Origin of the sequence: Geomonas agri, from assembly GCF_020179605.1 — a bacterium.
Classification (GTDB): Bacteria; Desulfobacterota; Desulfuromonadia; order Geobacterales; family Geobacteraceae; genus Geomonas; species Geomonas agri.
Window position 1 is genome coordinate 1822902 of record NZ_JAINZO010000001.1, and the last position, 25005, is coordinate 1847906.

28 protein-coding genes are annotated in these 25005 nt (G+C 60.7%); 9 read left to right on the forward strand and 19 right to left on the reverse strand.

What is annotated here, in order from left to right; translation table 11 throughout:
- Positions 1 to 95: 95 nt before the first annotated feature.
- The 8 genes from K7R21_RS07880 to K7R21_RS07915 all read right to left on the reverse strand — a co-directional run bounded on the left by K7R21_RS07880 (position 96) and on the right by K7R21_RS07915 (position 4878).
- Positions 96 to 287, reverse strand: coding sequence for a hypothetical protein (locus K7R21_RS07880; RefSeq protein ID WP_224982722.1), 192 nt, complete (start codon positions 285 to 287; stop codon positions 96 to 98).
- On the reverse strand, positions 284 to 430 hold the full coding sequence (locus K7R21_RS07885) for a hypothetical protein (RefSeq protein WP_224982723.1): 147 nt from the start codon (positions 428 to 430) through the stop codon (positions 284 to 286). The genes K7R21_RS07880 and K7R21_RS07885 overlap by 4 nt, the downstream gene beginning before the upstream one ends.
- Positions 421 to 2064, reverse strand: a complete 1644-nt coding sequence (locus K7R21_RS07890; protein ID WP_224982724.1) for an AAA family ATPase — start codon at positions 2062 to 2064, stop codon at positions 421 to 423. Before K7R21_RS07890 ends, K7R21_RS07885 begins: the two co-directional genes overlap by 10 nt.
- Entirely contained in the window at positions 2061 to 2282 is a 222-nt protein-coding gene (locus K7R21_RS07895; protein WP_224982725.1) for a hypothetical protein, read from the reverse strand. Before K7R21_RS07895 ends, K7R21_RS07890 begins: the two co-directional genes overlap by 4 nt.
- 93 nt (positions 2283 to 2375) lie before the next feature.
- Positions 2376 to 2582 (reverse strand): hypothetical protein, encoded by a 207-nt coding sequence (locus K7R21_RS07900; protein ID WP_224982726.1) that lies wholly within the window; start codon positions 2580 to 2582, stop codon positions 2376 to 2378.
- Between the two features lie 58 nt (positions 2583 to 2640).
- Positions 2641 to 3021: a helix-turn-helix domain-containing protein gene (locus K7R21_RS07905; RefSeq protein ID WP_318248334.1), complete on the reverse strand. Its 381-nt coding sequence runs from the start codon at positions 3019 to 3021 to the stop codon at positions 2641 to 2643.
- 70 nt (positions 3022 to 3091) lie between these two features.
- Complete coding sequence (locus K7R21_RS07910; RefSeq protein ID WP_224982728.1) at positions 3092 to 3622, reverse strand: hypothetical protein; 531 nt, start codon at positions 3620 to 3622, stop codon at positions 3092 to 3094.
- Positions 3623 to 3624: 2 nt separating this feature from the next.
- Positions 3625 to 4878, reverse strand: coding sequence for a site-specific integrase (locus K7R21_RS07915; protein WP_224982729.1), 1254 nt, complete (start codon positions 4876 to 4878; stop codon positions 3625 to 3627).
- Positions 4879 to 5388: 510 nt separating this feature from the next.
- On the opposite strand from K7R21_RS07915, the gene K7R21_RS07920 reads away from it, so the two are divergent.
- The 6 genes from K7R21_RS07920 to K7R21_RS07945 are packed head-to-tail and all read left to right on the forward strand — an operon-like array spanning position 5389 to position 12090.
- The gene (locus K7R21_RS07920) at positions 5389 to 7050 is read left to right on the forward strand and encodes a phospholipid carrier-dependent glycosyltransferase (protein ID WP_224982730.1); all 1662 of its coding nucleotides are present in this window, start codon (positions 5389 to 5391) and stop codon (positions 7048 to 7050) included.
- 58 nt (positions 7051 to 7108) lie between these two features.
- Positions 7109 to 8149 (forward strand): bifunctional UDP-4-keto-pentose/UDP-xylose synthase, encoded by a 1041-nt coding sequence (locus K7R21_RS07925; RefSeq protein WP_224982731.1) that lies wholly within the window; start codon positions 7109 to 7111, stop codon positions 8147 to 8149.
- A gap of 15 nt (positions 8150 to 8164) precedes the next feature.
- Positions 8165 to 9328 (forward strand): DegT/DnrJ/EryC1/StrS family aminotransferase, encoded by a 1164-nt coding sequence (locus K7R21_RS07930; protein ID WP_224982732.1) that lies wholly within the window; start codon positions 8165 to 8167, stop codon positions 9326 to 9328.
- Entirely contained in the window at positions 9325 to 10263 is a 939-nt protein-coding gene (locus K7R21_RS07935) for a glycosyltransferase (RefSeq protein ID WP_224982733.1), read from the forward strand. Before K7R21_RS07930 ends, K7R21_RS07935 begins: the two co-directional genes overlap by 4 nt.
- Positions 10253 to 11164, forward strand: coding sequence for a formyltransferase (locus tag K7R21_RS07940; protein WP_224982734.1), 912 nt, complete (start codon positions 10253 to 10255; stop codon positions 11162 to 11164). The genes K7R21_RS07935 and K7R21_RS07940 overlap by 11 nt, the downstream gene beginning before the upstream one ends.
- Positions 11165 to 11181: 17 nt before the next feature.
- Entirely contained in the window at positions 11182 to 12090 is a 909-nt protein-coding gene (locus K7R21_RS07945) for a 4-deoxy-4-formamido-L-arabinose-phosphoundecaprenol deformylase (protein WP_224982735.1), read from the forward strand.
- Here the strand turns inward: K7R21_RS07945 and K7R21_RS07950 are convergent.
- The 8 genes from K7R21_RS07950 to K7R21_RS20685 all read right to left on the reverse strand — a co-directional run bounded on the left by K7R21_RS07950 (position 12087) and on the right by K7R21_RS20685 (position 20728).
- The gene (locus K7R21_RS07950; RefSeq protein WP_224982736.1) at positions 12087 to 12566 is read right to left on the reverse strand and encodes a WbuC family cupin fold metalloprotein; all 480 of its coding nucleotides are present in this window, start codon (positions 12564 to 12566) and stop codon (positions 12087 to 12089) included. The genes K7R21_RS07945 and K7R21_RS07950 overlap by 4 nt on opposite strands.
- An 84-nt stretch (positions 12567 to 12650) precedes the next feature.
- Complete coding sequence (locus tag K7R21_RS07955) at positions 12651 to 15863, reverse strand: PAS domain-containing sensor histidine kinase (RefSeq protein ID WP_224982737.1); 3213 nt, start codon at positions 15861 to 15863, stop codon at positions 12651 to 12653.
- 290 nt (positions 15864 to 16153) lie between these two features.
- A complete protein-coding gene (locus K7R21_RS07960; protein WP_224982738.1) occupies positions 16154 to 16966 on the reverse strand; it encodes a PAS domain-containing protein in 813 nt (270 codons plus the stop codon).
- A gap of 22 nt (positions 16967 to 16988) precedes the next feature.
- Positions 16989 to 17633, reverse strand: coding sequence for an outer membrane protein (locus K7R21_RS07965; protein ID WP_224982739.1), 645 nt, complete (start codon positions 17631 to 17633; stop codon positions 16989 to 16991).
- Between the two features lie 115 nt (positions 17634 to 17748).
- Positions 17749 to 18183: a response regulator gene (locus K7R21_RS07970; protein WP_224982740.1), complete on the reverse strand. Its 435-nt coding sequence runs from the start codon at positions 18181 to 18183 to the stop codon at positions 17749 to 17751.
- Between the two features lies 1 nt (position 18184).
- The gene (locus tag K7R21_RS07975; RefSeq protein WP_224982741.1) at positions 18185 to 20038 is read right to left on the reverse strand and encodes a sensor histidine kinase; all 1854 of its coding nucleotides are present in this window, start codon (positions 20036 to 20038) and stop codon (positions 18185 to 18187) included.
- A 1-nt stretch (position 20039) separates the two neighbouring features.
- The gene (locus K7R21_RS07980; RefSeq protein WP_224982742.1) at positions 20040 to 20186 is read right to left on the reverse strand and encodes a hypothetical protein; all 147 of its coding nucleotides are present in this window, start codon (positions 20184 to 20186) and stop codon (positions 20040 to 20042) included.
- 98 nt (positions 20187 to 20284) lie between these two features.
- Positions 20285 to 20728, reverse strand: a complete 444-nt coding sequence (locus K7R21_RS20685) for a thioredoxin family protein (protein ID WP_263630535.1) — start codon at positions 20726 to 20728, stop codon at positions 20285 to 20287.
- Positions 20729 to 20884: 156 nt separating this feature from the next.
- Here K7R21_RS20685 and K7R21_RS07995 point away from each other — a divergent pair, with 156 nt between their 5' ends.
- A complete protein-coding gene (locus K7R21_RS07995; RefSeq protein ID WP_224982745.1) occupies positions 20885 to 21706 on the forward strand; it encodes a polysaccharide deacetylase family protein in 822 nt (273 codons plus the stop codon).
- 73 nt (positions 21707 to 21779) lie between these two features.
- Positions 21780 to 21965, forward strand: coding sequence for a hypothetical protein (locus K7R21_RS08000; RefSeq protein ID WP_224982746.1), 186 nt, complete (start codon positions 21780 to 21782; stop codon positions 21963 to 21965).
- Between the two features lie 71 nt (positions 21966 to 22036).
- On the opposite strand, the gene K7R21_RS08005 is transcribed toward K7R21_RS08000, so the two are convergent.
- The gene (locus K7R21_RS08005) at positions 22037 to 22636 is read right to left on the reverse strand and encodes a hypothetical protein (protein WP_224982747.1); all 600 of its coding nucleotides are present in this window, start codon (positions 22634 to 22636) and stop codon (positions 22037 to 22039) included.
- Positions 22637 to 22759: 123 nt separating this feature from the next.
- On the opposite strand from K7R21_RS08005, the gene K7R21_RS08010 reads away from it, so the two are divergent.
- Positions 22760 to 23167, forward strand: coding sequence for a bacteriohemerythrin (locus tag K7R21_RS08010; RefSeq protein WP_199393861.1), 408 nt, complete (start codon positions 22760 to 22762; stop codon positions 23165 to 23167).
- 10 nt (positions 23168 to 23177) lie between these two features.
- On the opposite strand, the gene K7R21_RS08015 is transcribed toward K7R21_RS08010, so the two are convergent.
- Both K7R21_RS08015 and K7R21_RS08020 read right to left on the reverse strand, forming a co-directional pair.
- Positions 23178 to 24377, reverse strand: coding sequence for a class I SAM-dependent rRNA methyltransferase (locus K7R21_RS08015; RefSeq protein WP_224982748.1), 1200 nt, complete (start codon positions 24375 to 24377; stop codon positions 23178 to 23180).
- A gap of 152 nt (positions 24378 to 24529) precedes the next feature.
- A complete protein-coding gene (locus tag K7R21_RS08020; protein ID WP_224982749.1) occupies positions 24530 to 24907 on the reverse strand; it encodes a hypothetical protein in 378 nt (125 codons plus the stop codon).
- Positions 24908 to 25005 lie beyond the last annotated feature (98 nt).

Here is a 25005-nt window from a genome sequence, read left to right on the forward strand (position 1 = left end):
AAATTATAGATGTTAAAATCAAAGAGGAAAATTTTGGCTGAGTGAGACTTGGCGCGGTTTCCGAAAACGCGGGCCGCAAGGACTTGACCCCGCCCCTACAGTTCCCCGCCCGCCATGGCCGTTTCCAGATCATCAAGCATGCCGAACAGGGTCGCCTGGGCCTTGTCGTGGTTGCCTCCCTGCAGCGCCACAATGGCGTCGATGCACGCCATGTGGTACAGCAGCTCGTTGGTGACGGGTTGATCCGCCGGCTTGCGCCTCTCTTCCAGGTTGACGATCTTGCTCATTCACTTCCCTCCTTCGATGGGGTGTAGGTTCGTCGGCCGCCTGTTGCTTCCCCGCGCTTCTTCTTCACCGCCTCGAGCAGGTTGGCCATAAAGTTCTGGTCTTGATCGGTCGCGGGGAGGGGTAGGCTGTCTTTCAGTTCCATGTGAGCTGTTCCTCCTTGGGAGTTTCGGGACACTGTGCGGGTGCGGGACCCCCCTTATACCCCCCTGCGGCATTGCCCGCATGCCCGCAAAGCGGGGTGCGGCCATTGTGCGGTGCTATCTGATATTCAACATTGCCCGCATGCCCGCATGCTGATGAATCCAGGCTTTTGGGTGTCAGCACCCGTACCTTGTGACGGTCTGCGCGGGTAATGTAGTCTTCAGTTATTTCTCCCATTGCCCGCAACCGCTCCACATGCTTCCAAAAACGCTTTCTTTCGGTGTTCCCGCCCAGCAGACTTTGGGGGAATTCGTCTTGCACTGAGAGCACATGATATGCAGTCCGCTGGCCTGACGTCGCCGCAGGCACCGGGCCCGTCGCCGCTATGAGCGCAGCCATTATGCCAGCCTGCTCCTCACGCTCTCTGTAGTTCCTGTCGAAGTGGCTTTCGCCCTGGTCGACAGTGCCCACAAACATCCCCGCTTCGACGTCCCAATTGAAACGCATTGCCCCGTCTGTCGGTCCCAAGTTGGATTTTTGCAGCTCGAGAATCAGATCCCCGGTGCGCTCCGGGCCACCCCCTTCTTCGCGTTTAGCTTCCGGGAAGAGATACCAGCGGGCACGGACGGAGTTATGCCAGCCTGTGGAGCCAGAATAGCCCTCTGTTGTCCTTTGGCCGGCAGCAGGCTTCGACACATGGCCGACCAACACAACGGCCCCATCTTCGGGCGGAATAAGCGCCAGGAGTGCGTTGATGTAGGCTTTGACCTCAGCCCGGGCATTTTCGTTGCCGTCGTACGTGTCGCTGATCCCGTCGACAAAAAGAACTTGGGAGGCGTGGTCCTGGATCATTTTGGCCAGGTGGCGGTAAGCGTCGGTGAGGGGATGGGCGTTGCGTCCTGGCTGGTAGAGGATACTTTCGCGCCCCACAAGGTCCAACACGTCGAGTTTGCCGGCTAGGTCTGCCAGTTGGATCCCAAGGTAAGAACAGATCCTGTTGAGGCGCCAATGCAGCACACCTTCCCGATCTTCGCACGACAGGTACAACACGCGCCTGCGTTCTACCTGTAAGCCAAAGAAGGGTAGCCCCAGGGCGACGCACACGGCAAGGACCAAGGCCAATGCGGACTTGCCTATGCCACCATGCCCGGCAAAGAGAGTCGCATATCCACATGGCAGCCAGTCTTTCATGATGAACTTTTGGGGATACGGCTCGGATTGGGACAGTTGTACCAGGTCGACTGGGTCAGGCCAAATTGTGGCCCCAGTTTGGTCAGCACGGGCCAATTCGCTTATCCTGGTAATAGCAGTTGCCCAAGGGACCAAACTTTGGCCAGCGTTGGTTGCTTCCGTCAGTCGAGCGCCCAGCAACCGGACTAGATAATCCGACAGGGGCCTGTAGGTGTGTTCTTCCTCAGTGAGTATTGAGACGGCGATGGGGTCTAAACCCGCGCCTTCCACTATTTCGTCAATGCTGCGGTCTTCTGTGTCTTTGGCAAAGTACGCGGCGAGCCGGAAATAGATGGCATCCCCTTTGAAAGTTCCGCGGGGGACCAGCGAAAAAAGCTGTTGTCTCCGCACTGGCTTGGTGATGAAAGCCACAGAGAGCGCAGCGCGCATGAGGGGTTCGCTCATAACGCCCCCTGTTTGAGGTCCTTGCACTGGCCCATGATCTCACCATAAGCTTGCATGATCTTCTTCGGGGGGATGGGGAGCACCTGGCCGGACTCGTAGGCTTCAAGGAGCTTCCTGACTGGGGGACTAGACTCGTATGATGCGGTGCAGCGGGGACTACAGAGTTTGAAGATGGTGACGGGGTGGCCGGCTGCCTTGATCACAGCCGCGCGTTTCATATCTCGGTCATTGATTGCAGGGTACAAGTGTCCTCCTTTTCCACGCGTGTGCGCAGCACGGCGACTTCTCGCGACGTGGCCTTTGTTTTGGGTTTATGCTGCTTCTTTCAGTGCCATCCTGGTAAGATGCCTCCTGGTCTTCACGATCTCGGCGCGGAGTGCAACGTTATCGGACAAGCTGTCGTCCGTACTCCAGAGGTTTACGAGGTGCTCCAACAGTTCTAGCCGCTGCCTGCAGTTCAGGTTCTTGATTCCTTGGCTAATCCGTTCCATTTTTCCGTCCCTTTCTTCTTTACTCATCCTCGTGTCCTCCTAGTGTGCCCTCAAGGGGCGGATTTCCGGCGCTGGGCCGGTTTGCTTACGCGGTGTGCCGGTTCGCTTCGAGCCACTGGTCGAGATCGTCTTTGAGGTAAAGGATTTTCCGCCCCAGTTTGACAAAAGGCGGAGGCGGTAGCCTGTTTGCCCGGCGCCCCTCCATACGGCCTTGACGGAGGGAGGCCCGAGAAATTCCAAGGTAGTGCGCAGCTTCCTCCTCGGAGAGCCCACGCCTGCCGATCGCCGGTTGGTCATTTCTGGGATTGGTTGCTGCGGTGAGATTGGTTGATATGTGTGACATAGAAATACCCCCATGACTCGTTGTTGATTGTTGGTCATAGGAATACACCTGAGGTGCTTCAGGTATCAAACTGGATAAGAGAAGTAAATGAAACATGCACCAAGTGTAACTGCTTGATATCATGTTAAGCGAAAGCTGTAGGTGGGGACAATTTTGGTATTTTTTGAGGGGGAGTCGGTGTAAAAGTGGACAACTATTTTTCTATCGTCAAAGCGATTATTGACTTCAATCTGACGAGGCTAACTACTCTATCTACTGTTTTTTTATAATATTTTCTAGTCCTAAGCCTATTATTGTTAGGTTCTATTCGGTATTGTGAACCGTATATGTAGTGTTCCATGAAATGTTCTAAGCTGACTCTTAGATGTTGTGCAGTAACAATGCACCTTGCTTTTTCAACCAAAGTTTCATCTATTTTATTTAGTTCTAATTCAATGAGCCAAAGCAATAAAATATTGGTTGTAGACAAACACCTGTGTGGTTCGCGCACTATTGGGATAGTATTTAGTTTATGATCTTGGTTCAAATATCTTTTCAAAGTTTTTTCACTTATGCCTAAAAACCCTGCAATCACCGGTTTTCCTACTAGCAATTTGCCAAGAGCATTATACAAAGTAGCGGTAGGAAACCCATCATTACTTAATAAATCAGTTACATGGTAGAAATTTCTCAGGCCCAAATCATCCAACTCAGCCAAGTTTTTCACCATCACGAATTTACTCATTTTTACCTCACCAATTTGGCGACGGCCGCGGCCTTATGCTCGGGTGCAAGATGCGCGTACCGCAGTGTCATTTTCAGGTCGGAATGGCCCAACAATTCGCGTACTGTGTTGAGATCCACCCCAGCCATGACTAGCTTGCTGGCGAAGTGGTGGCGCATGTCGTGCCAATGGAAGTCCGCGATGCCGGCGGCTTCGAGGACGGCCCCCCAGGCTTTGTTGACATTGTCGAGGACTCCACCTTTTCGGCCTGGAAACACCAGGGTTCCCGCGGATTGCTTTTTCCAACCGGCCAAGGCATCCAATGCCGGCGAATTGAGAGGGATGTATCTGGTTTTCCCGCTCTTTGCCGTCTGGCCACCAACGGTTATCAATGCCCGGTCGAGGTCCACTTTTTCCCATGTCAATGATACGAGTTCGCCCCAGCGCAAGCCGGTATTGAGGGAAACAAGAACCATCGGCTTGAGGTGATCGGCAAAGGATGCCGCGGCCAAGTCAGGGAAAAGAGGATAGCCTCTGTCTCTCCGCCATTGGTTTGCGTTGCTACGCTCTGCCCTGGCCCTGGTCTCGCGTTCGTCAAGAACCCTCATAAGGTTTTGCTCTTCGTCCTTGGATAAAAACCGCACTCGTGAGCCGTCATCGACCTTTGAAGGCTTCACTTTGGAAAGGGGATGGTCCTGCAACGCCTTCCATTCGACGGCCTTGGAAACCAGCGCCTTTAAAGCGGTAAGATCCCGGTTGACGGTGGAGGGTTTCAAGCCTTCCTTTAACCGGCGGGTCCGCCACTTCTCCACGTTCCAGGCAGTGAGGTTTATCAGGTCGGTGCTTAAAAATTCTGCAAAGCAGTTTCTTAGGCGGTTGACAGTCGCTTTGCCGTCCTTTTGGTTGGCTTCGGCCCATGGAGCGTACACGTCATCGAGGAAGGATTTGAAGGTGTGCTGTTTGGCGGTCTTTTTTTCTGCTGCAGGGTCGACCCCGTCTTTGACCATGCGAAGGATCTTCTCGGCTTCGTCTCGGGCCTGTGCGGGAGTGAACAAGGTATGGCGCCCGATCCTGGCCATGGTTTGTTTGCCATTAGCCAGCCGGTATCTTGCGACGTATATCTTGCCGCCTGGTTCCACCCTGCCATCGGGCTTCACTATGTCAGGGTACACAATGAGTCCGAAGCCTTTGAGTTCGGTATCCCATATTTCAAACTTCTTCTCTCCTGCCTTGGTCTGCTTGCCCCTCAGAAGTTCGACGCCTATTTTGGCTTTCATGCCGCCCCCCTTTTTCACAGCGCACACATAGCGCACACCATGAATATATCATAGGGGATTACAGTAAACAACTGCGAACATGGAAACAGCAATATCACACTGATTTTACACGTATTTCACGTTCACCATCTTTTACCGTTGTTTACCAGCTTTTTGTAAATAATTGCCTTCACACGGCAGGGGTCACTGGTTCGAACCCAGTATCGCCCACCATGCAAACAACCAAGGCCAAGTCAATCGACTTGGCCTTTTTTTTACCTCCCATCAACAACTAATTTCCGCTAATACTCCTCATCAGTACTCGCAGCTTCTCCGTTACGAACATTACGCACACCCCCCCCCAATAGCAACAACTTCTTTTACCTTCAGAATCCACCATTTTCTCAATTTATGACAGTATTGTCATATACATGTCATATAGAGGTAATGCGCATTACTCTACTATGAGCGACCGTTTACTGATTACACCCGTCGTCTCATGACGAAGCAGTCTCTGGGAGAGCCATCCGCATGCCACTTCAACTGGACTACCTGACCCGGTCGCACGAATCGCGGCGCCGGGATCTAGTGCTGCTCACCGTACTGTTCGGGCTGCTCTTTCTCCAACTCCTGGGCCACTTCCCCCTGATCGACCCGGACGAGACGCGCTACGCCGAGATCCCGCGGGAAATGCTGGAGCGCGGCGACCTGATCACCCCGATGCTCAACTACGTGAAGTACTTCGAGAAGCCGGTGCTGCTGTACTGGCTGAACGCGGCGTCCTTCTACCTGTTCGGCATCAGCGAATTCACCGCCCGGCTGGCCTGCGCCCTGAGCGGCCTCGGCACGGTGCTGTTCAGCTATCACCTGGGACGCGAGCTCTTCGGCCGACGGACCGGGTTGCTCGCGGCCCTGATCCTCGGCGGATGCACGGGGTTCCTGATCCAGTCCAGGATCAACATCACCGACATACCGCTCACCTTCACCGTGACCGTTGCACTGGGGAGCTACATCCTCGCTGCGCGCGATGCCGACCAGCCCAGACCCGGCTATTACTACCTCTTCTACATCTTCGCCGCCCTCGCGGTGCTGGCCAAGGGGCTGATCGGCATGGTCCTTCCGGGTGCGGTCGTGTTCTGGCACATCGTGCTGACCCGCCGTTGGCGCATCCTGAAGGAGATGCGCCTGGTCACCGGGCTCCTGGTGTTCTTCGCGGTGGCCTCACCCTGGTTCGTGCTGGTGTGCCAGCGCAACCCGGAGTTCTTCCAGTTCTTCTTCATTCACGAACACTTCGAGCGCTTCCTGACCAAGGTGCACGGTCGCTACCAGCCGATCTGGTACTTCGTCCCCATCCTGATCGGCTTCATGATCCCCTGGTCCTTCTTCATCTTGCCTGCGCTGCGCAATTTCTGGCGCAACCGGTCACTTCCCGGGGGGGAGGCGCGCCTGTACCTCGCGCTGTGGGCCATCATCATCTTCGCGTTCTTCTCGAAATCCAATTCAAAACTGCCCGCCTACATCCTGCCGGTGTACCCGGCGCTGGCCATCCTGATCGCCGGGGTGTTCGACCGCGCCTTCAACGGTGATTTCCTCCCGCTGCGCCGCCCCGCCATCGTGTTCTGCGGTGCGCTGTGCGTCCTTGGGTGCGGGGGGATGCTCTACCCGCTGGTGATGCACCGACCGCTCGTGTCGCCGGTCGGGGGGCTCGTCATCGGCTCGATATTCGTCATACAGGGAGCAGTTGGCCTGGCAGCCGTGAAGCGCAGAGACCCGCGGCAGCTCTTCGTCGGTCTCCTGGCCGGCTCCATCCTCCTCTTTCTGGCCGCGCCCCACATCGTCTTTCCGCTGTTCGTGGAGCGCAAATCGTACCGCGAACCGGGAGAGATCGTGAAAAAGCTGGCCGGCCCGGACGCGGTGCTGGTGAGCCAGGGGTTGCGCCAGGGACTGAGCTTCTATGCCCAGCGCCGCTGCGTCATCTTCGACGGGCAGGGAGAGATCGAGTTCGGCAGCAAGATCGGCGACCAGTCTGCCTGGTTCTTGAATCGCGACGGCTTCCGCACCCTGTGGAACGGACCCAAGCCCGTGTACGCTATGATCGTGAAGGAATACCTGGCGGATCTCTCGAGGGAGAGCGCTACCCCGCCGCACATCCTGTGGCAGAGTTCCAAACACTACCTGGTAAGCAACAGATAACTATACGGCTCCGGCGCACCTGGCGACCGGAGGCTACTCAGCAGTTAAGGAGAGACACATGAAGGTACTGATCCTCGGCGTGAACGGTTTCATCGGCAACGCCCTCACCCACCGCATCCTGACCACCACCGACTGGGAGGTCTACGGCCTCGACATGGCCTGCGACAAGCTGGAACGGTCCATGGGGCATGAGCGTTTCCACTTCCTCGAAGGCGACATCACCATCAACAAGGAATGGATCGAATACAACATCAAGAAGTGCGACGTGGTGCTCCCGCTGGTGGCCATCGCCACCCCGATCACCTACGTCAAGGACCCGCTGCGGGTCTTCGAGCTCGATTTCGAGGAAAACCTCAAGGTGATCCGCCTCTGCGCCAAGTACAACAAGCGCGTTATCTTCCCGTCCACCTCCGAGGTCTACGGCATGAGCCCGGACCGCGAATTTAACGAGGAGAACTCGCCGCTCATGCTGGGCCCGATCAACAAGGAGCGCTGGATCTACTCCTGTGCCAAGCAGATGCTGGACCGGGTCATCTACGCCTACGGTGCCCACGAGGGTCTGCGCTACACCCTGTTCCGCCCCTTCAACTGGATCGGCCCCAAGCTGGACTCGATCAGCACCGCCAAGGAAGGGAGCTCCCGCGTGCTGACCCAGTTCCTCTACAACATCCTGGTCGGCGACCCGATCCAGCTCGTGGACGGCGGCGAGCAGCGCCGCTCCTTCACCTTCCTCGAGGACGGCATCGACTGCCTGATGCGCATCATCGAGAACCGCGACGGCTGCGCCGACGCCCGGATCTTCAACATCGGCAACCCCAGCAACGACCTCTCCGTGAAAGAACTGGCGCACAAGCTGCTGGAACTGGTACAACAGTATCCCGATTACCGCGACAAGGCCCAGAACTGCCGCATCGTCGAGGTCACCTCGGGCGAGTACTACGGCAAGGGGTACCAGGACATGCTGACCCGCGTCCCCTCGGTGGAAAACGCGAAGAAGCACCTGGGCTGGGAGCCGACCACGTCCGTGGACGACGCCCTGAAACAGACCCTCGACTTCTACCTGATCGAGCAGCGGGAACACATCCAGCACCTTTTGTAAGCTTCCGGAGGCCACGTGCGCAGCGAATTTCTACCCTTTTCCACACCGACCATCGAGGACGCCGAGATCAACGAGGTGGTCGACTCTTTACGTTCGGGCTGGATCACCACCGGCCCCAAGGTGAAACGCTTCGAGGAGGAGTTCCGCGCCTATGTGGGGGCTCCCTTCGCGGTGCCCCTCTCCTCGGCTACCGCCGGGCTGCACCTGACCCTGCTCGCCCTGAAGTTCAAGGAGGGGGACGAGGTGATCACCACGCCGATGACCTTCGCCTCCACGGTTAGCATCTGCGTCCTGTGCGGATTGAAACCGGTCCTGGTCGACATCGAGCCGGGCACCCTCAACCTGGACGTCACCCGTGTGCGCGAGAAGATCACCCCGCGCACCCGGGCCATCATCCCGGTGCACTTTGCCGGGCAGCCCTGCGACATGGACCCGATCTTCGCGCTGGCGCGCGAGTTCAACCTCACCGTGATCGAGGACGCGGCCCACGCCGCCGGGACCGAGTACAAGGGGCGCAAGATCGGCTCCCTCGACTCCGTCTCCATCTTCTCCTTTCACCCCAATAAGAACATCACCACTGGTGAGGGGGGCATGGTCTGCACCCCGGACGAGGCGCTCGCCGAAGAGGTGTCGCTCTTAAAGTTCCACGGCATGAGCCGCGAGGCGTGGAAGCGCTTCGCCGCCAGCGGCACCCCCAACTACGACATCGTGCTCCCCGGGTTCAAGTACAACATGATGGACATCCAGGCCGCCATCGGCATCCACCAGCTCCCCAAGCTGGACGGCTTCATCGACCGGCGCACCGAGATCGCCCACTTCTACAACAAGGAACTGGCCGACGTCGCCGAACTGTGCCTCCCGGCATACGCCCCCTACCCCCAGCGCCACGCCTGGCATCTCTACACCCCGCTGGTTAAGATCGAGCACCTCTCTATCGACCGCGACGGTTTCATGGCCAAGCTCAAGGAGCTCAACATCGGCAGCGGGCTGCACTACAAGGCAGTGCACCGCCATTCCTGGTACCAGGCCAACCTGCCGCAACCGGAAAACGCGCTTCCCAACGCCGACTACGCCTCCGACCGGATACTGTCGCTGCCGTTGTTCCCCAAGATGACCGAGGACGACGCCCGCGACGTGGTCGAGGCAGTGAAAACCGTGATAGCAAGGAACCGTAAATGACACCCTACCTTTCCGTCGTGGTTCCCGTGTACAACGAGGAAGGGAACCTGGACAACCTGATGCAGCGCCTCTACCCGGCACTGACCGGCATGAAGCGCCCCTTCGAGATCATCTTCACCGACGACGGCAGCCGCGACCGTTCGCTGAAGATCCTGAAACGCCTGGCGCACGACTACCCCGAGGTGCGGGTAATCGAGTTTAACGGCAACTTCGGCCAGCACATGGCCATCATGGCCGCCTTCGAGATCAGCCGGGGCGAGATCGTGGTCACCCTGGACGCGGATCTGCAGAACCCGCCCGAGGAGATCCCCAAGCTGGTGGCGGAGATGGAGAACGGGCACGACGTGGTGGGGACCATCCGGCAAAACCGCCAGGACTCGGTCTTCCGCAAGAGTGCCTCGCGCCTGGTCAACATCACCACCCGCAAGATGACCGGCATGAAGATGACCGACTACGGCTGCATGCTCAGGGCCTACCACAGAAACGTGGTGAACAACATCAACCGCTGCCGCGAGACGAGTACCTTCATCCCGGCCCTGGCGCAGACCTTCGCCTCGAGCCCCAGCGAGATCGAGGTGGCGCACGCGGAGCGCAGCGAGGGAGAAAGCAAGTACTCCTTCTACAAGCTGATCCGCCTCAATTTCGACCTGATGACCGGGTTCTCCGTGGTGCCGTTGCAGCTGTTCGCCCTGACCGGCATCGTCACCGCGCTGGGCGCCCTCGCCTTCGCCCTGTTCCTGCTGGTCAGGCGCTTCGTGGTCGGCGCCGAGGTGGAAGGGGTGTTCACCCTGTTCGCCATCCTGTTCTTCTTCATCGGCATCACCATCTTCGGGATCGGGATCGTGGGGGAATACGTGGGGAGGATCTACCAGGAGGTGCGGCACAGACCGCGTTACGTGGTACGCAGGGTCTACGGAGGAAGCGATGAAGGATAAAGTGGTCGTCTGTGCCTACCATAACGTCGGCTACCGCTGCCTGGAGGAACTGCTCCGGCAGGGCGCCGACGTCCGTCTCGTGTTCAGCCACGAGGACTCCCCCGGCGAGGAGATCTGGTTCCAGTCGGTGCGCGCCCTGGCTGCGCGCCACGGCATCCCGTGCATCACCAGCAGCATCAACGATACGGAGAACCTTGCCATGCTGGCGGACCTCGCTCCGGACTTCCTGCTCTCCTTCTACTACCGCAACATGATCACCCCGCAGGTGCTGTCGCTGGCCACGCGCGGCGCCCTCAACCTGCACGGCTCCTACCTGCCGCGCTACCGCGGACGGGTGCCGGTCAACTGGGCGGTAATCAAGGGAGAGCGTGCCACCGGTGCCACGCTGCACTACATGGTGGAGAAGCCGGATGCCGGCGAGATCGTGGACCAGGAACAGGTAGAGATCGCCTTCGAGGATACGGCCTTCGACGTCTTCAACAAGGTGACCGAGGCCGCGGTGACGGTGCTGCGGCGCAGCTGGCCGCAGCTGGTGGCGGGGACCGCGGCGCGCATCCCGATGGATCTCACGGCCGGCAACTACTGCCGTGGCCGCAAACCCGAGGATGGCCGCATCGACTGGAACATGAGCGCAGTGGAGATCTATAACCTGGTGCGCGGCGTCACCCACCCCTACCCCGGTGCCTTCACCACGTTGCAGGGGAAGAAGCTCCTGGTCTGGCAGGCCTGCCCCGTCGAGGGGACGGGCGAGCCGGGGCGGGTGCTCTCCACGCAACCTCTCCGGGTAGGTACCGGCAGCGGCGTGCTGGAACTACGCCGCCTGCAGCTCGAAGGGGCGGCGGAGTTCGACGCCGCGGACTTCGTGCAGACGACCCCGTGCGCCGGCACCCTCCTCACCTGACCGAAAGCGGAGACAGCATGCACCAGTACGAACCACAGACCGTAGCGCTCAAGGTGGACGTCGATACCTACTGCGGCACCCGTGACGGCATCCCGAACCTGCTGCGCTTGCTAGAAGCCTTCGGGGTCCGCGCCACCTTCTACTTTTCCCTCGGGCCCGACAACTCGGGCAAGGCCGTGCGCCGCCTGCTGCACAAGGGCTTCCTGGCCAAGATGCTGCGTACCAAGGCGCCGGCCATGTACGGCTTGAAGACCATGCTCTACGGGACCGTGCTCCCCGCGCCGATGATCGGCAAGGAGCTCTCCGAGGTGATCAGGAGCGTGCGCGATGCCGGGCACGAGACCGGTATCCACTGCTGGGATCACGTGGAGTGGCACGACCACCTGCACCGGCTCTCCCCCGACCAGGTCGAAGCGGAACTCGGGCGCGCCCGGGCCAGTTTCGAGGAGATCTTCGGCGCTCCCGCCGCCACCTGCGCCGCCCCCGGCTGGACCGTGAGCGCCGCGTCACTTGAGGTCCAGGACGGGCTCGGCCTGGCCTACTGCAGCGACACCAGGGGCGAGTCCCCCTTCTACCCGGTGTTGAACGGCAGGCGCTTTGGGACCCTGCAGGTACCTTCCACCTGGCCCACCATGGACGAGCTGATCGGGGAGAACGGGGTCGGTCCCGACACGGTGAACGACATCTACGTAAGCCGTCTGCGGTCTGGGCTGAACGTGCACACCATCCATGCGGAACTGGAGGGGAAGGCCCTCACCCCCGCATTCAAAGACCTGCTCACCCGCCTGACCGGGCGCGGCGTGCGCTTCATGACGCTGGCGGAGGCGGCCACCGAGTACGGTGCCGGTGCCCCCGACTGCGCGGTGTCCATGGGGTACACGGCCGGCCGGGCCATGCCGGTCGCCCTGCAGGGCCCGGCGCTCTAACCGCGGCCGGGCCAGCGCTGCCCGACCTCGGCATCGCGGAACCAGCGCATCAGCTCACGGTGCGCGTCATCCTCGGCGGCAGGAGACCAGGCGGCGAAGTCTTCCTCCTTGAAGGGTACGTAGGGTCCGCACTTGAACTCAAAGATGACGCCCCCGGCATCGAGGGAAAGCACGGCGTGCCACCCGCCTACCGGTATCTCCACGACGCAGGCCTCTTCCCCCAGCACGGCACGTCCCACCACCACACCCCCATCATCAAAGGTCAGCACCACAAAGCGGCCCCGCAGCGGGGTCAGAACCTCCCAGGTGTGCCGGTGATGATGGGGACGGATGTAGGTACCGGGCTCCATGGCAATGGCCAGGCGCTGTACCGGGTCAGCCAGGTCGGTGTGCAGGTTGCGGTTCATGCGCTGGCGTGGCGACTGCCGCGCCTCGGCGCTCAGGCTATTTAGATCATCGTACTCGAGTGTTTTCATGTCTGTGACTCCTGTCAGATAGATGAGGCGCGTGCGCCGATTCCAGCAGCGCTGTGGCGCCCGGCAGGCTGGTTGGACTGTCCCTTATGGTTTTGGTGCCTCTCCTGAGGCGGCCAGTTCCGCGGGTACCGCGACCACCACCCGCGTCCCCACCCCCAGTTCCGTTTCGATGCGGAGTTCGCCCCCCAGGTACTCGATCTTCTTGCGCACGTTAAACAGGCCGAAACCGCCGGTACGGCTCTTTTTCGCGGCAACCTCGGCCGGGTCGAAACCGGTGCCGTTGTCGGTGACCTCGATCTGCATGCGCCCCTCGTCGCTGCTCAACCGGATGCGGGCCAGGCTGCAGTGTGCATGCTTGACCACGTTCAACAGGATCTCGCGCACCGCCTGGAAGATGGAGGCGCGCACCTCGTACCTGAGGGCCAGGGGGGAGTGGTCGTCGACCAGTTCAAAGTTGAGCCCGTAGTTTTCCCTCAGCTCTTCCGCCAGCCACTTGATGGCCGCGCCCAGCCCTGCGTTGGCGAGGATGGGGGGGCGCAACTGGAAGGTGAGCGACCGGATGTCCTGGATCGACTGGGACAGGAGCTTGTCGATCTCCTCGGCTAACGTGATGTCCCTCTTGGAGGTCAACTCGTTGGCCAGCCACTGCAGCTTGAGCTTCACAAGGATGAGGTGCTGCCCGACCTGGTCGTGCAGCTCCCCGGCGATGCGCTCGCGCTCGCGCTCCTCGGTGAGGGAGAGTTCCTGGGTCAGGGCCTCCATTTTCTTCTGGTGCTCGAGGATCTGGTCCTCGGCGCGCATGCGCTCCTCGACCTCGGCGCGCAGCCGGGCGTTGGTCGCGGTAAGCGATTCCGTTCGCGACGCGACCTGGCGCTCCAGCTCGTCGCGGGCGTCCTCCAGGGCCATTTCCGCCAGCTTGCGCTCGGTGATATCGATGGTGACCTGGATGGCACAGTCCATCCTGCCGTCGGTGACCAGCGGCCCCAGCACGGTCTCGAACCAGCGCGTAGTGCCGTTGTCACCGAGCCCCGACACGATGATCCGTTGCGGGGTCTGCTGCTCGAAGGTCCGCTCCAGTGCGGCGCGGTAGATCTCCGTGCTCTCGCCGGCCAGGTAGTCGTAGGAGCTGGTTCCGATGACCGTTTCCGGATCGAACCCCTCCGAGCACCTGTTGATGAACTCGATGTTGCCGGCACGGTCGACGTTGGTGACCAGGAACGGGGCGTTCATGACCAGGTTGCGGAACTTGAGCTCGCTCTCGGTAAGTTTCAGTTGGAGGTTCTTGCGCTCGGTTATGTCCTGGGCAATGCCGAAGATGACGGTGTCGTCGCCGGCGACCTCGGGTTTGATCAAGGCGTCGTGCAGCCAGATCCAGGCACCGTCGCTGTTGCGCACGCGGTACTCGACATGTTGCTCCCCCTGTCCCTGGTCCCGTATTCCCGCGATGATCGCTTCGATCTTGCCGACGTCATCGGGGTGCAAAGAGTTCTTCCAGAGCATCGGGTCGTTGTAAAACTCCTGCAGCGGGTAACCAAAAACCCTCTCCACCTGGGGAGAATAGAAAAGCCCGCCCCGCTTGATGGAGTAGTTGTAAATGATCGCCGGCACGTTCTCCAGGAGGGTACGGTACAGCCTTTCCCCCTCGCGCAGTGCCTCTTCCATCACCCTGCGCTCGGTCACATCCTCCAGGAGCCACAGGGTCCCCTGGGACAGGTCCATGGGGTTGATGGCCTTGCCGACGTACCTGACCCGCAGCCGCGCGCCGTCCTTTCTGATCAGTTCCTGCTCCGTTTCAAAGGGCAATCCCTGGGCCAGGACAGGATAGGCGTCCCGCCCCAGTTTTTCATACGCCTCATCCGACGGGTAGAGCTTGCGTGTGGTCTGCAGCTCCATCTCCTTCTTCGTATACTGGAACAGTTCCTCCGCCTTGCGGTTAAGCCACACCTGTTTTCTGTCCACGATCTTGAATATGGCGATGGGGGCATTCTCCAGGATAATGCTCTGCTCCTGCAACACCCTGTCCAGCTCATCATGCGCCTGCTTGAGGTCGGTGATGTCGCGCGATATGCCGAACAGGCCGGAGGATGCCCCGGCGGCATCGAAGAGGGGGCCCTTGGTGGAAAGGAAGGTGACGATCCGACCGGACGCGTCGGCTACAACTTCCTGGTAGGTGTTGACCACCCCGGACTCGACCACCCTGCGATCGCAGGCCATCACCGCTGCGGACTCTTCCGGCGAGAACAGGAAGCCGTCGTCCTGGCCCAGTACCTCGGCCGCCCCCTTGCCCACGACCCGTTCGGCCGCGGCGTTGAACAGCGTGTAGCGCCCGAGCAGGTCCTTTGCGAAGATGGCGTCGGAGGTGCCGCTGATGATGTTGACCAACAGCATGCGGTTTTCCTGCAGCGCCTTCTGGGTCATCTGTTGTTCAGCAACGACCCGCTGCAGTTGGGCGTTCATCTGCTCCAGTTCGCTGATGCGCCTGCGGGATGCCTCGCCGTAGGCCTCGGCGATGGGGCGGCCGGTGCTGAGGATGGACCTCCAGAAGGTAAGCACGCCGACCAGGATGCAGATCCCGCCCGTGTACTGAGCCGTTCTCCCGGCCCACCCGATGGGACTCCCAACCGACTTCTGCAGCAGCACGCCAGTCAACCCGGTGGCGAACAGCGCCAGCCCGGTGGCGTACCAGCGTACCTGTTCCAACCGGGTCTGCAGGTACTGCCTCAGCGACAGCGCGGCGGTGGCGGCGTAACATGCGATGGCGGCGGCCAGTACCGCCCTGCCGGTCGAGGTGGCGCCCTCCCCCTGCACGATGAAGGGGGCCGCCAGGTCGGTGACAGCGGCAGCAACGATACCGCCAGAGACCAGGGCGACGGCGAGGTAGCCGGCCAGGATCAGAGGGAGCCGAAACCGTGGCGGGGTCTCCTTGGGATCACGCAGCGAAACGACAGCGCTGGCCATGAGCAACAGCCCGCTAAGCAATGCGCCGCTATTGTAGATGGTGACTGTAATGTTGGGGCCGTCGGCCTGGCCGATGAACCACCCGGAGACCGCCCCGGCTCCTCCCAACGCCAGCATGCCGCACCCGAGCATGAGCATGGGCAGGCGGCCGACGGCCAGGAAGAGCCTCGTGGAGACAAACACGATGATACAAGGGATCAGGGCAAGGAAAATGGTGTTCAGGAAGGGAAGGAGCGCGGTCGGCTCCAGGACTACGCGGGGGGCGGCCCAGTAAAGCGTTGCTATCAGTGTCGCGAAGCACGTAAGCAGCGGCGCCGCCATGTTGCCAAACCGGTACATAAACAACCACCATTAAGGGTAGCGCCACCAGGAAGCCTGGACGGGACCACTACCTGCCGGTCTACGTGCCAACGGTGCCCTTGGACAGCTTTGTTGCCTGCGCCTGCTGCGGAACCTGCGCCCCACAGAGGCGGGGGTCTCTCGAGAGCGGCCAAAATACCACACAATCTGTTGATTACATAGCAATAATGCTGCTGGTGCCTGCGCCGTTGCGCTGGCTGCGCCACGTAAAAAGGCCAGGCCATAAAGACCTAGCCTTTCCCGTAGGCCGTAAAGGGAGGGACCGTGCGCTAGTTTTGCCGCTTGGGGGAATGGCGCAGGGTGATGTCCCGGTCGATGCCGCGGAAACCGCAAAAGACACCGTTACCGTCGAAGATGGGGACGCCGCTGGTCTCGAGCAGCACCTCGTTGCCGTCTTTGCGAACGTTGACGTTCTCGAGGTTGTGAAACGGCTCCTGGCGCGCGGTTAACTCGGCGAAGATCATGAGCAACCGGTCGGCCTCGTGCCGCGGCATGAAGTCGAAGGGCGTCTTCCCCACCACCTCTTCTGGGGTGTAGCCGAGCAGGTCGAACACCTTGGGGCTGACGTAGGTGTAGACTCCCTTGGCATCCACCTCCCAGACCAGATCGGAGGTAACCTCCACCAAGGACTTGAAACGCTTCTCGCTTTCCCGCAAGGCGCCCTCGACCAGCTTCTGCCGACTCACGTCCAGCATGACGATGCGGTACTCACGCTGCTGTTGGGAAACGGCAGACTCCAGCCGGACCGGCGTGCCGTTGTGCAGCCGCACCTCGCACTCGACGCCGTCGCTGCAGCAGAAAATCCTTTCCAGGTAGTCGAGCAGGGCCGGGCGATCCTCCTTGGTGACCAGCTCCAGGAAATCCTTCCCCAGCAGGACCACCCGGTCCCGTTGCAAAAGGGTGCAGCAGGTCAGGTTGACCTTTACGATGCGCCGCCCTTCCCCAATGGTAAGGTAGCCCACCGGTGCGAAGTCGTACAGCTCCGCGTACTGGGCCAGGACCCGGTCCAGCTCGGCGTAGGCATCCAGCAGCTGTTGGTTTTGCCGCTCCAGTTCCTGGTTGTGAGCATTGACATCATTCATGGCTGCCCCGTCATGTGTCCGGTCAGAACTTGAACCTCAGCCCCACGGTCGCATTGTGGGTCTGGACCTCGAACTCGGTGTCGATGAAGGAGACCTGCGAGGTGCCGAAGTAGCGGTAGGCGAGGTCGAGAGAAAGCTGCCGATTCAGGGCGACCTCCAGGCCGGCCCCGGCCTGGTAGGCGAATGCCACCTGGTCGTCGGAGCCATACAGGAAGGTCCCGTCACGGCTGACGACATCGTTCATGTGCAAAGAGGCAAAGCCTATGCCGCCACCGACGTAGGGAGTGATGGGGGTGTTGTTGTGCATATCGAAGAAGACGTTGGCCATGAAGGCGGTGGTGTCGACGTTGCCGTCCTCGATTCGGTAAATGGGGCCGCCACTTTCGCTCACCCTGTTCAACTGCAGATCCTTGTAGGAAATCTCCCCTTCAAGGCGCATCATGCCGAAGTCGTAGCCCAAGGTCCCCCCGACGTTCAGGCCGGGATCGAACTTGATGCGGTCGTTATAGGTGGTGCTCCCGTCGAAGCTGGTGGCATTGACGGTCTCGGGAACGGTTAACCCGATAAAGCCGGAGACGTAGGGGCCGGGACGGGGGGGCGTCGCCATGGCGACGGCGGGAAGTGCAAGCAAAGACAGAACGAGGATAGCGAGTAGGTTCTTTTTCATGGACGTCCTCCTTGTGTGGCAGGTCTCTTTCATAGCAGCAGGTCACTTCAGGGTAATCGCGGATAAGTATACAACCTGCGCCGGCGCTTGTACACTTTTCGTTATCCATCTCCCTTTATAACGCTGGCCGGTGCGGCTTTACTTCAGTGCCGGCAGCTGGGGCCGACTGCATAGCCAGTACCTTTGCCAGCGACTGATCTATGGCTGAGAACAGGTCGCGGTAGTCGACCGGTTTTTCGATGTAGTGGTCGAGCTGGAATCCCGCACCAACCGAGTGCTCCAGGGTTGCCCTTCCGGCATCCGCGGTGATGAAGATGAACTGCACCTGCGGCCTGATCCCCCTGATGGCCTGCACCATGGCGACGCCCCCCATCTCGGGCATGTTGACGTCGGTGATCACGATGTCGGCGTTCCGCTCCTTGAACAGGTCCACCCCCTGCCTGCCGTTCTCGGCGGTGTACAGCTGCAGGTCGCCGTATTTGCGCCGCAGTACGACGGAGAGTATGTCCAGGGTGTCACGATCGTCTTCGACAAGCATTATGGTAGCCATCTTATACCTCTATCCTGAATTGGGCGCCGCCGTCCACGTTGCACGCGGTAAGCACTCCCCCCATGTTTTTTTCTATGATGGTCTTGGACATGAACAGTCCGACCCCGGTCCCGGCCTGGGGCCCCTTGGTGGTGAAGTAGGGGTCGAAGATCCGCGTCATGATCTCCTCCGGGATCCCCCCTGCATTGTCGGTCACCGTGAGCACCGCCCGTCCCTCATGGTCCGCGATGCAGACCTGCACCGCGGGAGCGGCCACAGCACGCTCGGCGATGACATCGCGGGCGTTGATCAGGATGTTGAGCAGTACCTGGGCGAATTCGTTTGGGTATCCCTCGATGACGGGATCCCCCTCCTGCTGCACCTTGAGGGAGACCCCCAGGGACTGCAGGCTGCCATCGACCAGCGACAGCACCTTGGCGACTTCGTCGGCCACCTTGAAGCGCAGCTTCTCCTTGTCGGGCCTAAAGAAGTTCCTGAAATCGTCGATGGTCTGCGACATGTGGCGCACGATCGCCATGGACTTGGCGACGTGCCCCTCGAGAAACTCCCGGTCCAGCTGCCCCAGTTCGTGGAACAGGAGGGGCTGCTGTACCAAAAGCCCCAGCGCATTCAACGGCTGGCGCCACTGGTGGGCGATGTTGCCCACCATCTCCCCCAGGGCGGCCTGGCGGCTTTGCTGGATGAGCAGCTGTTCCTGCCGGCGCACCTCCTCCATGGCCCGGCTACGCTCCTCCGTTTCGCGGCGCAGGTCGACGATGGTGAGGGAGAGCTGCCGTTCGGCCTGATCCCTTTCCGCGGCACGGCGCTGCAGCAGTTGCGAAGCCTGCACCAGGGCCTCGGCCAGTTCCGCGGTCTCCTTGGAATCGGTGGCGACCGCCGGCGCGACCTCGCCGCTGCCGATGGCGAGCGCCGGCTGCACCAGCGACTGGATGTCGTGAGCGATCCGGTTGGCGAGCCAGGAGGCAAACAGGATCCCCAGGAGCGATACGGCTACGCCGACCCCTACCGCCCAGCCCACCCAGCTGTAGATTTGGGCCAGTGCGACATCGGCGGGAACCGCGACCGCCACGGTCCACCCGGAGAAGGAAGATTTGGAAAAGGCGGAAAAGGTGGTCCCCCCCTTGGTGGTGGTAATGAGCAGCGTTCCCTCGTTGGAGCGCGCCAGGGCGGTGCGCAGGTCCCCGGTCAGTTTTTTGCCCACGAACTTGTCCAGGTTGCTGGTACGGGCGGTGATCACGCCGTTGCCGTCCACCACGGTACCGTACCAGTCCTTGAAGACGTTTTGATTTTGCAGCACCGAGGAGAACACCTCGGAGGGAAAGGACATGGAAAGGTCGTAGGCGGTAACGCCGTCGATGACCACCGGCACGTCGATGGCGATCACCGGCCGCTTGGTGACCGCGCCGTAAAAGAGGTTACTGACGACGGGCTTGTTGTCCTGGAAGATACGACTCACGGTGTCGAGGTTGCTGCGCTTGGGGAGCTTGCTCCCCAGGGGACGGTAGGTGTTCACCAGTTGCTGCCCCGTGATGTCGGCAACGATGATGTCGGCGCCGGGATAGTGCTTGAGGATGTCCTTGCTCTGCTGGTGCAGCGCAACGAAGTCACGTTGCTTGAAGGATGGGGAGCTGCCCAGGGCGCTGAGGGATGCCTGGACGCTGGCCAGTTCACGATCCACCGCCATGGTCATGGCGCGGGCGTTTTCGAGCAGGTCGCCGCTCACCTGGTCAAGCTTGGAGACGTAAGCGTGCCGTGCCATGACGGCGGCGATGAGCCAGACCGGCAGGACGCAGGCGGCGACCAGGACGGACAGCTGGCGCCGTATGGTTGGTCTTCGTTGCAGTTGGTTAGTCATTTCACTCCAGCATCTCAGCGAGTATGGCGTCGAGGGTTTTTCCCTCGTAGAGACTCTCCAGTAACTTGTGCAAGGTGGTCTGAACGCCTTTGTACTGACAGTTGGCCACCAGTTGATTCTCAAGGATCTGAAGTTGGTCCCTCGTCATTGCCACCTCCGGTTTCTCATTATAATGTCAGACACCAATTCTGCCAAACACCGAGCCGCTGTCAATGAGCGCCATGACGATCTATGCCATAAGCGGCATCACTTTGACTGCAAGCGCCGGAACCAGGCCACCACCGCTTCTGCCGACTGGGCCCCGGCCAGTTGATCGACCGACTTGCCCTTGCGCACGAGGTGCAGCACCGGGATGCCGCGCACCCCGAAGCGCCCCGCCAGCGCCGGGCTCTCATCCGTGTTGACCTGGACCACCACCGCCTCCCCGGCAAGGAGTGCCGCCACCTTTCGCACCGCCGGTGCGAATGAGACGCAGTGCGGTCACCAGGGGGCCCAGAATTCCGCCAGCACCGGGCCGGGATAGGCCGCGAGGAAGGCGTCGAAGTCGGCGTCGTGGAGCGCGCGGGGCGTACTGTAGAGCGGCGGGAGCTTGGCGCGGCAGTTACCGCAGGTCCCGGCCACCCCCTCCTTGTCGGCGGGGATGCGGTTCACGGTGCCGCACGCGGGGCACTTGAGCTGGTATGAAGTCATATCTTCCTCCTTTACACGGAATTGGAACTGGAGAATTCTACCACCCTGCCGGCGATCCAGCCCGTTGCTTACTTTTCATCACGCATTCTGCGTTTCACATTTCTGCGCTTTCTGGTATGTTGGGGTGTTCGAAAATCAACCGGAGGTTTTGTACCGATGAAGTATCGCATCCTGCTCCTGCTCCTCGCCGTCGCCCTGTTGGCCGTACCGGGCGCGCAGGCCGTCACCCCGACCGCCAAGTCGGCCCAGCCCGCCGCCAGCCAGGGGGTCCACGTCCCCATACTGCTGTACCACCGCTTCGGCCCCACCGTGGCCGATGGCATGACCATCAAAACCTCGGTCTTCGAGGAACACCTCAAGTACCTCAGGGACAACGGCTATACCGTGATCCCGCTCAGGAAGCTGGTGGACTACTACCTGAAGAAGGGTCCCGCCCCCGCACCGAAATCGGTGGTTATCGTCGAGGACGACGCGCACAAGTCCGTGTACAGTGACATGCTGCCGCTGGCCAAGAAGTACAACATCCCGGTGACCGTGTTCGTGTACCCATCGGCCATCTCCAACGCCAAGTACGCCATGACCTGGGAACAGCTGAAAACCCTGCAGAAGAACGGCTTCGACATCCAGTCGCACACCTTCTGGCATCCCAACTTCAGGCACGACAAGAAGAAGATGGCTCCGGCCGAGTTCGAGAAGTCGGTGCAGACCCAGCTCAAGAAGTCCAAGGCGAAGCTGGAAGAGAAGCTGGGGACCAAGGTGGACCTGCTGGCCTGGCCGTTCGGCATCTACGACGACTACCTGCTCAAGAGAGCCGCCGAGGCGGGCTACGTGGCGACCTTCACCATCGAGGCGCATCACGCTGGCCCCAACGACACAGCTATGAAGCTGCCGCGCTACCTGCTGATCAACGCCGACCAGGGCAAGTCCTTCGCCCGCATCGTCGAGGGGACCGCCCCCAAGAGGAACGTGGTGTACTAAACCGCACAAGAAAAGCGGCGCACGGCGATGAGGCCGGCGCCGCTTTTCAGTGACAACCATGGTGAACGGTACTATGGAAGAAAAGAAAGAGTGTGCTCACGACTGCAAGAAGCATCCCTGCCCCGACTGCAGCTTCTGCCAGTGGTGTTCCGACGACCGGTGCAGGATGTGCCTGGGCAAGCAAAAGCCCAGGAAAAAGCTGTCCAGCGCCGAGCAGATCGCACTTTACGAATCTCTGAACCAGAAGAAGCCCGCCTAGCCCCCCGCTGTTTCAGTAGCCCCCTTCAAATCGCTCAAGAAGTCTCCCCTCTATCCGAATAGTAGCTTGGGTCAGATATCAGTCCCCTGGCGCACCACCACGTTTCTGACCGCCACCCGCGCCTTCACGCCGCACAGTTCGCGGAACAGGGAGGCCAGGTACCTGATGGTGACCACCTTGTGAAAGAAGGACTGCGTCATCCCGTAGCAGAGCTTGCGCAGCCGGGAAGGGTTCCTGCTCCCCAACAGGAGCGGGCAGTAGTCGGAGAGCTGCACCGTGACCCGTCCCCGGTCGGCACCGATGGTGGTGAGCAGGGAAAACATGCCGTTGTCGCACTCCCCTGGCTGCACCAGGATGCCGCCACTGATGCACAGGTGCACCGCCTGCACACCTTCTTGGTCCGCCTCGAACTGGGCCGCGCTGAAAGCAAGCAGGGCGCGGCGGGTCCCGGTGACCCGGAACTCGACGCCGTGCGGCTCCAGGACTGGTGAGATCAGCCCCAGGGTACAGCGACGGACCACCGTAAAGTAGTGCTGCAAGAGGAAAGCGGGGGTGGCCCGCAGCGCCGCCTCAACGGGGAGGTCGATCCACTGCACGGAGTAGACCGACGAGTCGGGCAGCAGGATCTGCTGGCAGGAGATTTCCAGTTCATGCGGTGAGGGCTCGGCCATGAAGGCTCCGATCGCTACGGCAAAGTTGAAGTTGGCGTAAGGAAAAAGATAGCACAGAGTTGGCCCGGTTGGCTACGGAGCACGCATAGAGACAGTTTCAACACCCTGCACAGGGAGAGGTTCATGGACATAATCGAGTGGTCGGAAAGTTTGAGCGTGGGAATCGTAAAGGTAGACGAGCAGCACAAGATGCTGATCCAGTTAATGGACGAGTTGGACCAGGCGATCAGGAACAACGAGAGCGCAGACGTGGTGGAGGACGTGCTCACCAACCTGTTCAACTACGCGCAGGCCCACTTCGCCGTGGAAGAAGAACTGTTCCGCACCCACAGGTACCCCGAGATGGCCCTGCACGAACTGGAGCACCAGCGCTTCATCGCCAAGGCCTTCGCCTTCAAGGAGCGACTGAGCTCCAAGCGCCCCGGACTGGCACTGGAACTATTGAACTTCCTGTCCAGCTGGGTGCTCAACCACATCGAACTCACCGACAAGCGCTACGCCAAGTTCCTGCACGACTGCGGGGTGAGCTGATCCCGCCCCGTTACCCCTTGACGGCGATGACGTACTTGAGGTAGCGCCCTTCGGGGAAGGTCACCGGGTAGGGAAAATCCTCGGGCTGACCGCCGAAGGAAACCACCTGCAACTGGTCCCCCCCCTGCAGCGCCCCGCGACGCAGTTCCTTCAAGTAGTCCGCCAAGTCGACCTTCTGGTGGTTGGACGAGGTGATCAGCAGCCCGCCGGTCTTGAGCAGCTTGAGCGCCGCGGCCACCAGGTCCGAGGTGCCGCCGCGCGTGGTGAAGCGGCTTTTGGCCGTGGTGGAGAAGGAGGGAGGGTCCATCAGGATCACGTCGTAGACCTTCTTCTGCCGAGCCAGGTCGTCCAGTACCGTGAAGCAGTCCCCGACCAGGAACTCGTGCCGCTTGGGGTTCAACCGGTTCAGATCGAAGTTCTCCTTCGCCTGCCCCATGTAGCCGGGCGAAGCGTCGACGCTGGTGACCAGGCTCGCCCCGGCCGCGGCGGCGGCGACCGAGAAGGCGCCCGTGTAGGAGAAGAGGTTCAGGAAGCGTTTGCCCTGCACCCGCGCCATGAGGTCGCGCCGGTTCTTGCGCATGTCCAGGAAGAGCCCGGTGTTCAGGCCCAGTTCCAGGCTGACCCGGTAGGTGAGCCCATTTTCCCGCACCAAGAGCGGCTCCGCTGCAGGCTTGCCCGCCAGCAGCCGCCCGTACTTCTTGTTGTCGCTCTCCGCCTCCAGTTCCCTGGTGTTCTGGGGGCGTCCCTTCTCGTAGATCCCCGCCGGCGCCAGGAGCTCTTCCAGCGCCTGGGTCACCAGTTTCAGATGCCTGCGCCATCCCGAGCAGTAGACCTGCACCATCAGGTAATCGCCGTAGCGGTCCACGGTGAGCCCGGGGAGGCCATCCCCCTCACCGTTGACCAGCCGGTACGCGTCCGAGTCGTCCAGCTGCGCGTGGTTTTTCCTGAGCGCCACGGCCCGTTCCAGGCGTGCCTGCACCCAGCCCCGGTCCAGGCGCATGCGCTGCCGCGACAGGATCCGGGCCACGATGCGGTCCTTGGGATCGAGCAGTGCTGAGGCAAGGAAGCGGCCGGAGCCGTCCACCAACTCGACCAGGTCCCCGGCCTCGCCGGCAGGCCACTTCCTGGTATAGGCATCGGCGATGATCCAGGGGTGCCCGAGTTCGATCATGCGCACCGACTCGTTTCCCACCACGTACTGTTTGGACATGTGACTCCTTACTGCGTCCTCTAGCTAAGATGAACAGGCAGCTAACGGCCCCTCCCTCCAGGGGAGAGGCGATGACGGCCTGACGCTACCAAAACAAGGGGCGGCGATCCCGTACGGGATGCCGCCCCTGTTACTTTGCTGTCGTAGATGCTCTAGTGGGTGACCTGGCCTGCCTGCTCGGCTGCCATAGCCTGGCGTGCCTGCTCGAGGGCGTCGAGTTCCTTGATCTTCTCGCCCAGCCAGTAGTGCAGCTCGCGCGCGGTCTGGTGGTTCACCACGATACCGTTGATGACCTGGCGCACCAGGCTGCGGCCCAGATCCGACGGCTCCACTTCGGTCTCGGGACCGATCTGGCCGGCTGCAGTGATCTCGTGGCTGATGGCGTTCGGGAGCGGCTGGCGCTCGAGGTAGAAGTTGATCACCAGTTCGCCTCGCGGGGAGATCCCGCCGTGGGCACCGTTGATATAGACGGGGTTGTAATCGTAGGTAAAGATGTATTTAAAGGTCATTTCATTTTGGTTTTTCGCCATTGCAATCTCCTTTGGTTGAGGTCATTGAATTACAGCACCGCTCTTATAGCACGGAGCAGCCTTTTAAGGCAAACACTGAATGAATGCCCCCCTCATCT

What these genes read in the sequence shown, in the direction of transcription:
- K7R21_RS07880 (WP_224982722.1), bottom strand. Translation starts at nt 287, where the DNA reads ATGAGCAAGATCGTCAACCTGGAAGAGAGGCGCAAGCCGGCGGATCAA.
- K7R21_RS07885 (WP_224982723.1), bottom strand. Translation starts at nt 430, where the DNA reads ATGGAACTGAAAGACAGCCTACCCCTCCCCGCGACCGATCAAGACCAG.
- K7R21_RS07890 (WP_224982724.1), bottom strand. Translation starts at nt 2,064, where the DNA reads ATGAGCGAACCCCTCATGCGCGCTGCGCTCTCTGTGGCTTTCATCACC.
- K7R21_RS07895 (WP_224982725.1), bottom strand. Translation starts at nt 2,282, where the DNA reads ATGAAACGCGCGGCTGTGATCAAGGCAGCCGGCCACCCCGTCACCATC.
- K7R21_RS07900 (WP_224982726.1), bottom strand. Translation starts at nt 2,582, where the DNA reads ATGAGTAAAGAAGAAAGGGACGGAAAAATGGAACGGATTAGCCAAGGA.
- K7R21_RS07905 (WP_318248334.1), bottom strand. Translation starts at nt 3,021, where the DNA reads ATGATATCAAGCAGTTACACTTGGTGCATGTTTCATTTACTTCTCTTA.
- K7R21_RS07910 (WP_224982728.1), bottom strand. Translation starts at nt 3,622, where the DNA reads ATGAGTAAATTCGTGATGGTGAAAAACTTGGCTGAGTTGGATGATTTG.
- K7R21_RS07915 (WP_224982729.1), bottom strand. Translation starts at nt 4,878, where the DNA reads ATGAAAGCCAAAATAGGCGTCGAACTTCTGAGGGGCAAGCAGACCAAG.
- K7R21_RS07920 (WP_224982730.1), top strand. Translation starts at nt 5,389, where the DNA reads ATGCCACTTCAACTGGACTACCTGACCCGGTCGCACGAATCGCGGCGC.
- K7R21_RS07925 (WP_224982731.1), top strand. Translation starts at nt 7,109, where the DNA reads ATGAAGGTACTGATCCTCGGCGTGAACGGTTTCATCGGCAACGCCCTC.
- K7R21_RS07935 (WP_224982733.1), top strand. Translation starts at nt 9,325, where the DNA reads ATGACACCCTACCTTTCCGTCGTGGTTCCCGTGTACAACGAGGAAGGG.
- K7R21_RS07940 (WP_224982734.1), top strand. Translation starts at nt 10,253, where the DNA reads ATGAAGGATAAAGTGGTCGTCTGTGCCTACCATAACGTCGGCTACCGC.
- K7R21_RS07945 (WP_224982735.1), top strand. Translation starts at nt 11,182, where the DNA reads ATGCACCAGTACGAACCACAGACCGTAGCGCTCAAGGTGGACGTCGAT.
- K7R21_RS07950 (WP_224982736.1), bottom strand. Translation starts at nt 12,566, where the DNA reads ATGAAAACACTCGAGTACGATGATCTAAATAGCCTGAGCGCCGAGGCG.
- K7R21_RS07955 (WP_224982737.1), bottom strand. Translation starts at nt 15,863, where the DNA reads ATGTACCGGTTTGGCAACATGGCGGCGCCGCTGCTTACGTGCTTCGCG.
- K7R21_RS07960 (WP_224982738.1), bottom strand. Translation starts at nt 16,966, where the DNA reads ATGAATGATGTCAATGCTCACAACCAGGAACTGGAGCGGCAAAACCAA.
- K7R21_RS07965 (WP_224982739.1), bottom strand. Translation starts at nt 17,633, where the DNA reads ATGAAAAAGAACCTACTCGCTATCCTCGTTCTGTCTTTGCTTGCACTT.
- K7R21_RS07970 (WP_224982740.1), bottom strand. Translation starts at nt 18,183, where the DNA reads ATGGCTACCATAATGCTTGTCGAAGACGATCGTGACACCCTGGACATA.
- K7R21_RS07975 (WP_224982741.1), bottom strand. Translation starts at nt 20,038, where the DNA reads ATGACTAACCAACTGCAACGAAGACCAACCATACGGCGCCAGCTGTCC.
- K7R21_RS07980 (WP_224982742.1), bottom strand. Translation starts at nt 20,186, where the DNA reads ATGACGAGGGACCAACTTCAGATCCTTGAGAATCAACTGGTGGCCAAC.
- K7R21_RS07995 (WP_224982745.1), top strand. Translation starts at nt 20,885, where the DNA reads ATGAAGTATCGCATCCTGCTCCTGCTCCTCGCCGTCGCCCTGTTGGCC.
- K7R21_RS08000 (WP_224982746.1), top strand. Translation starts at nt 21,780, where the DNA reads ATGGAAGAAAAGAAAGAGTGTGCTCACGACTGCAAGAAGCATCCCTGC.
- K7R21_RS08005 (WP_224982747.1), bottom strand. Translation starts at nt 22,636, where the DNA reads ATGGCCGAGCCCTCACCGCATGAACTGGAAATCTCCTGCCAGCAGATC.
- K7R21_RS08010 (WP_199393861.1), top strand. Translation starts at nt 22,760, where the DNA reads ATGGACATAATCGAGTGGTCGGAAAGTTTGAGCGTGGGAATCGTAAAG.
- K7R21_RS08015 (WP_224982748.1), bottom strand. Translation starts at nt 24,377, where the DNA reads ATGTCCAAACAGTACGTGGTGGGAAACGAGTCGGTGCGCATGATCGAA.
- K7R21_RS08020 (WP_224982749.1), bottom strand. Translation starts at nt 24,907, where the DNA reads ATGGCGAAAAACCAAAATGAAATGACCTTTAAATACATCTTTACCTAC.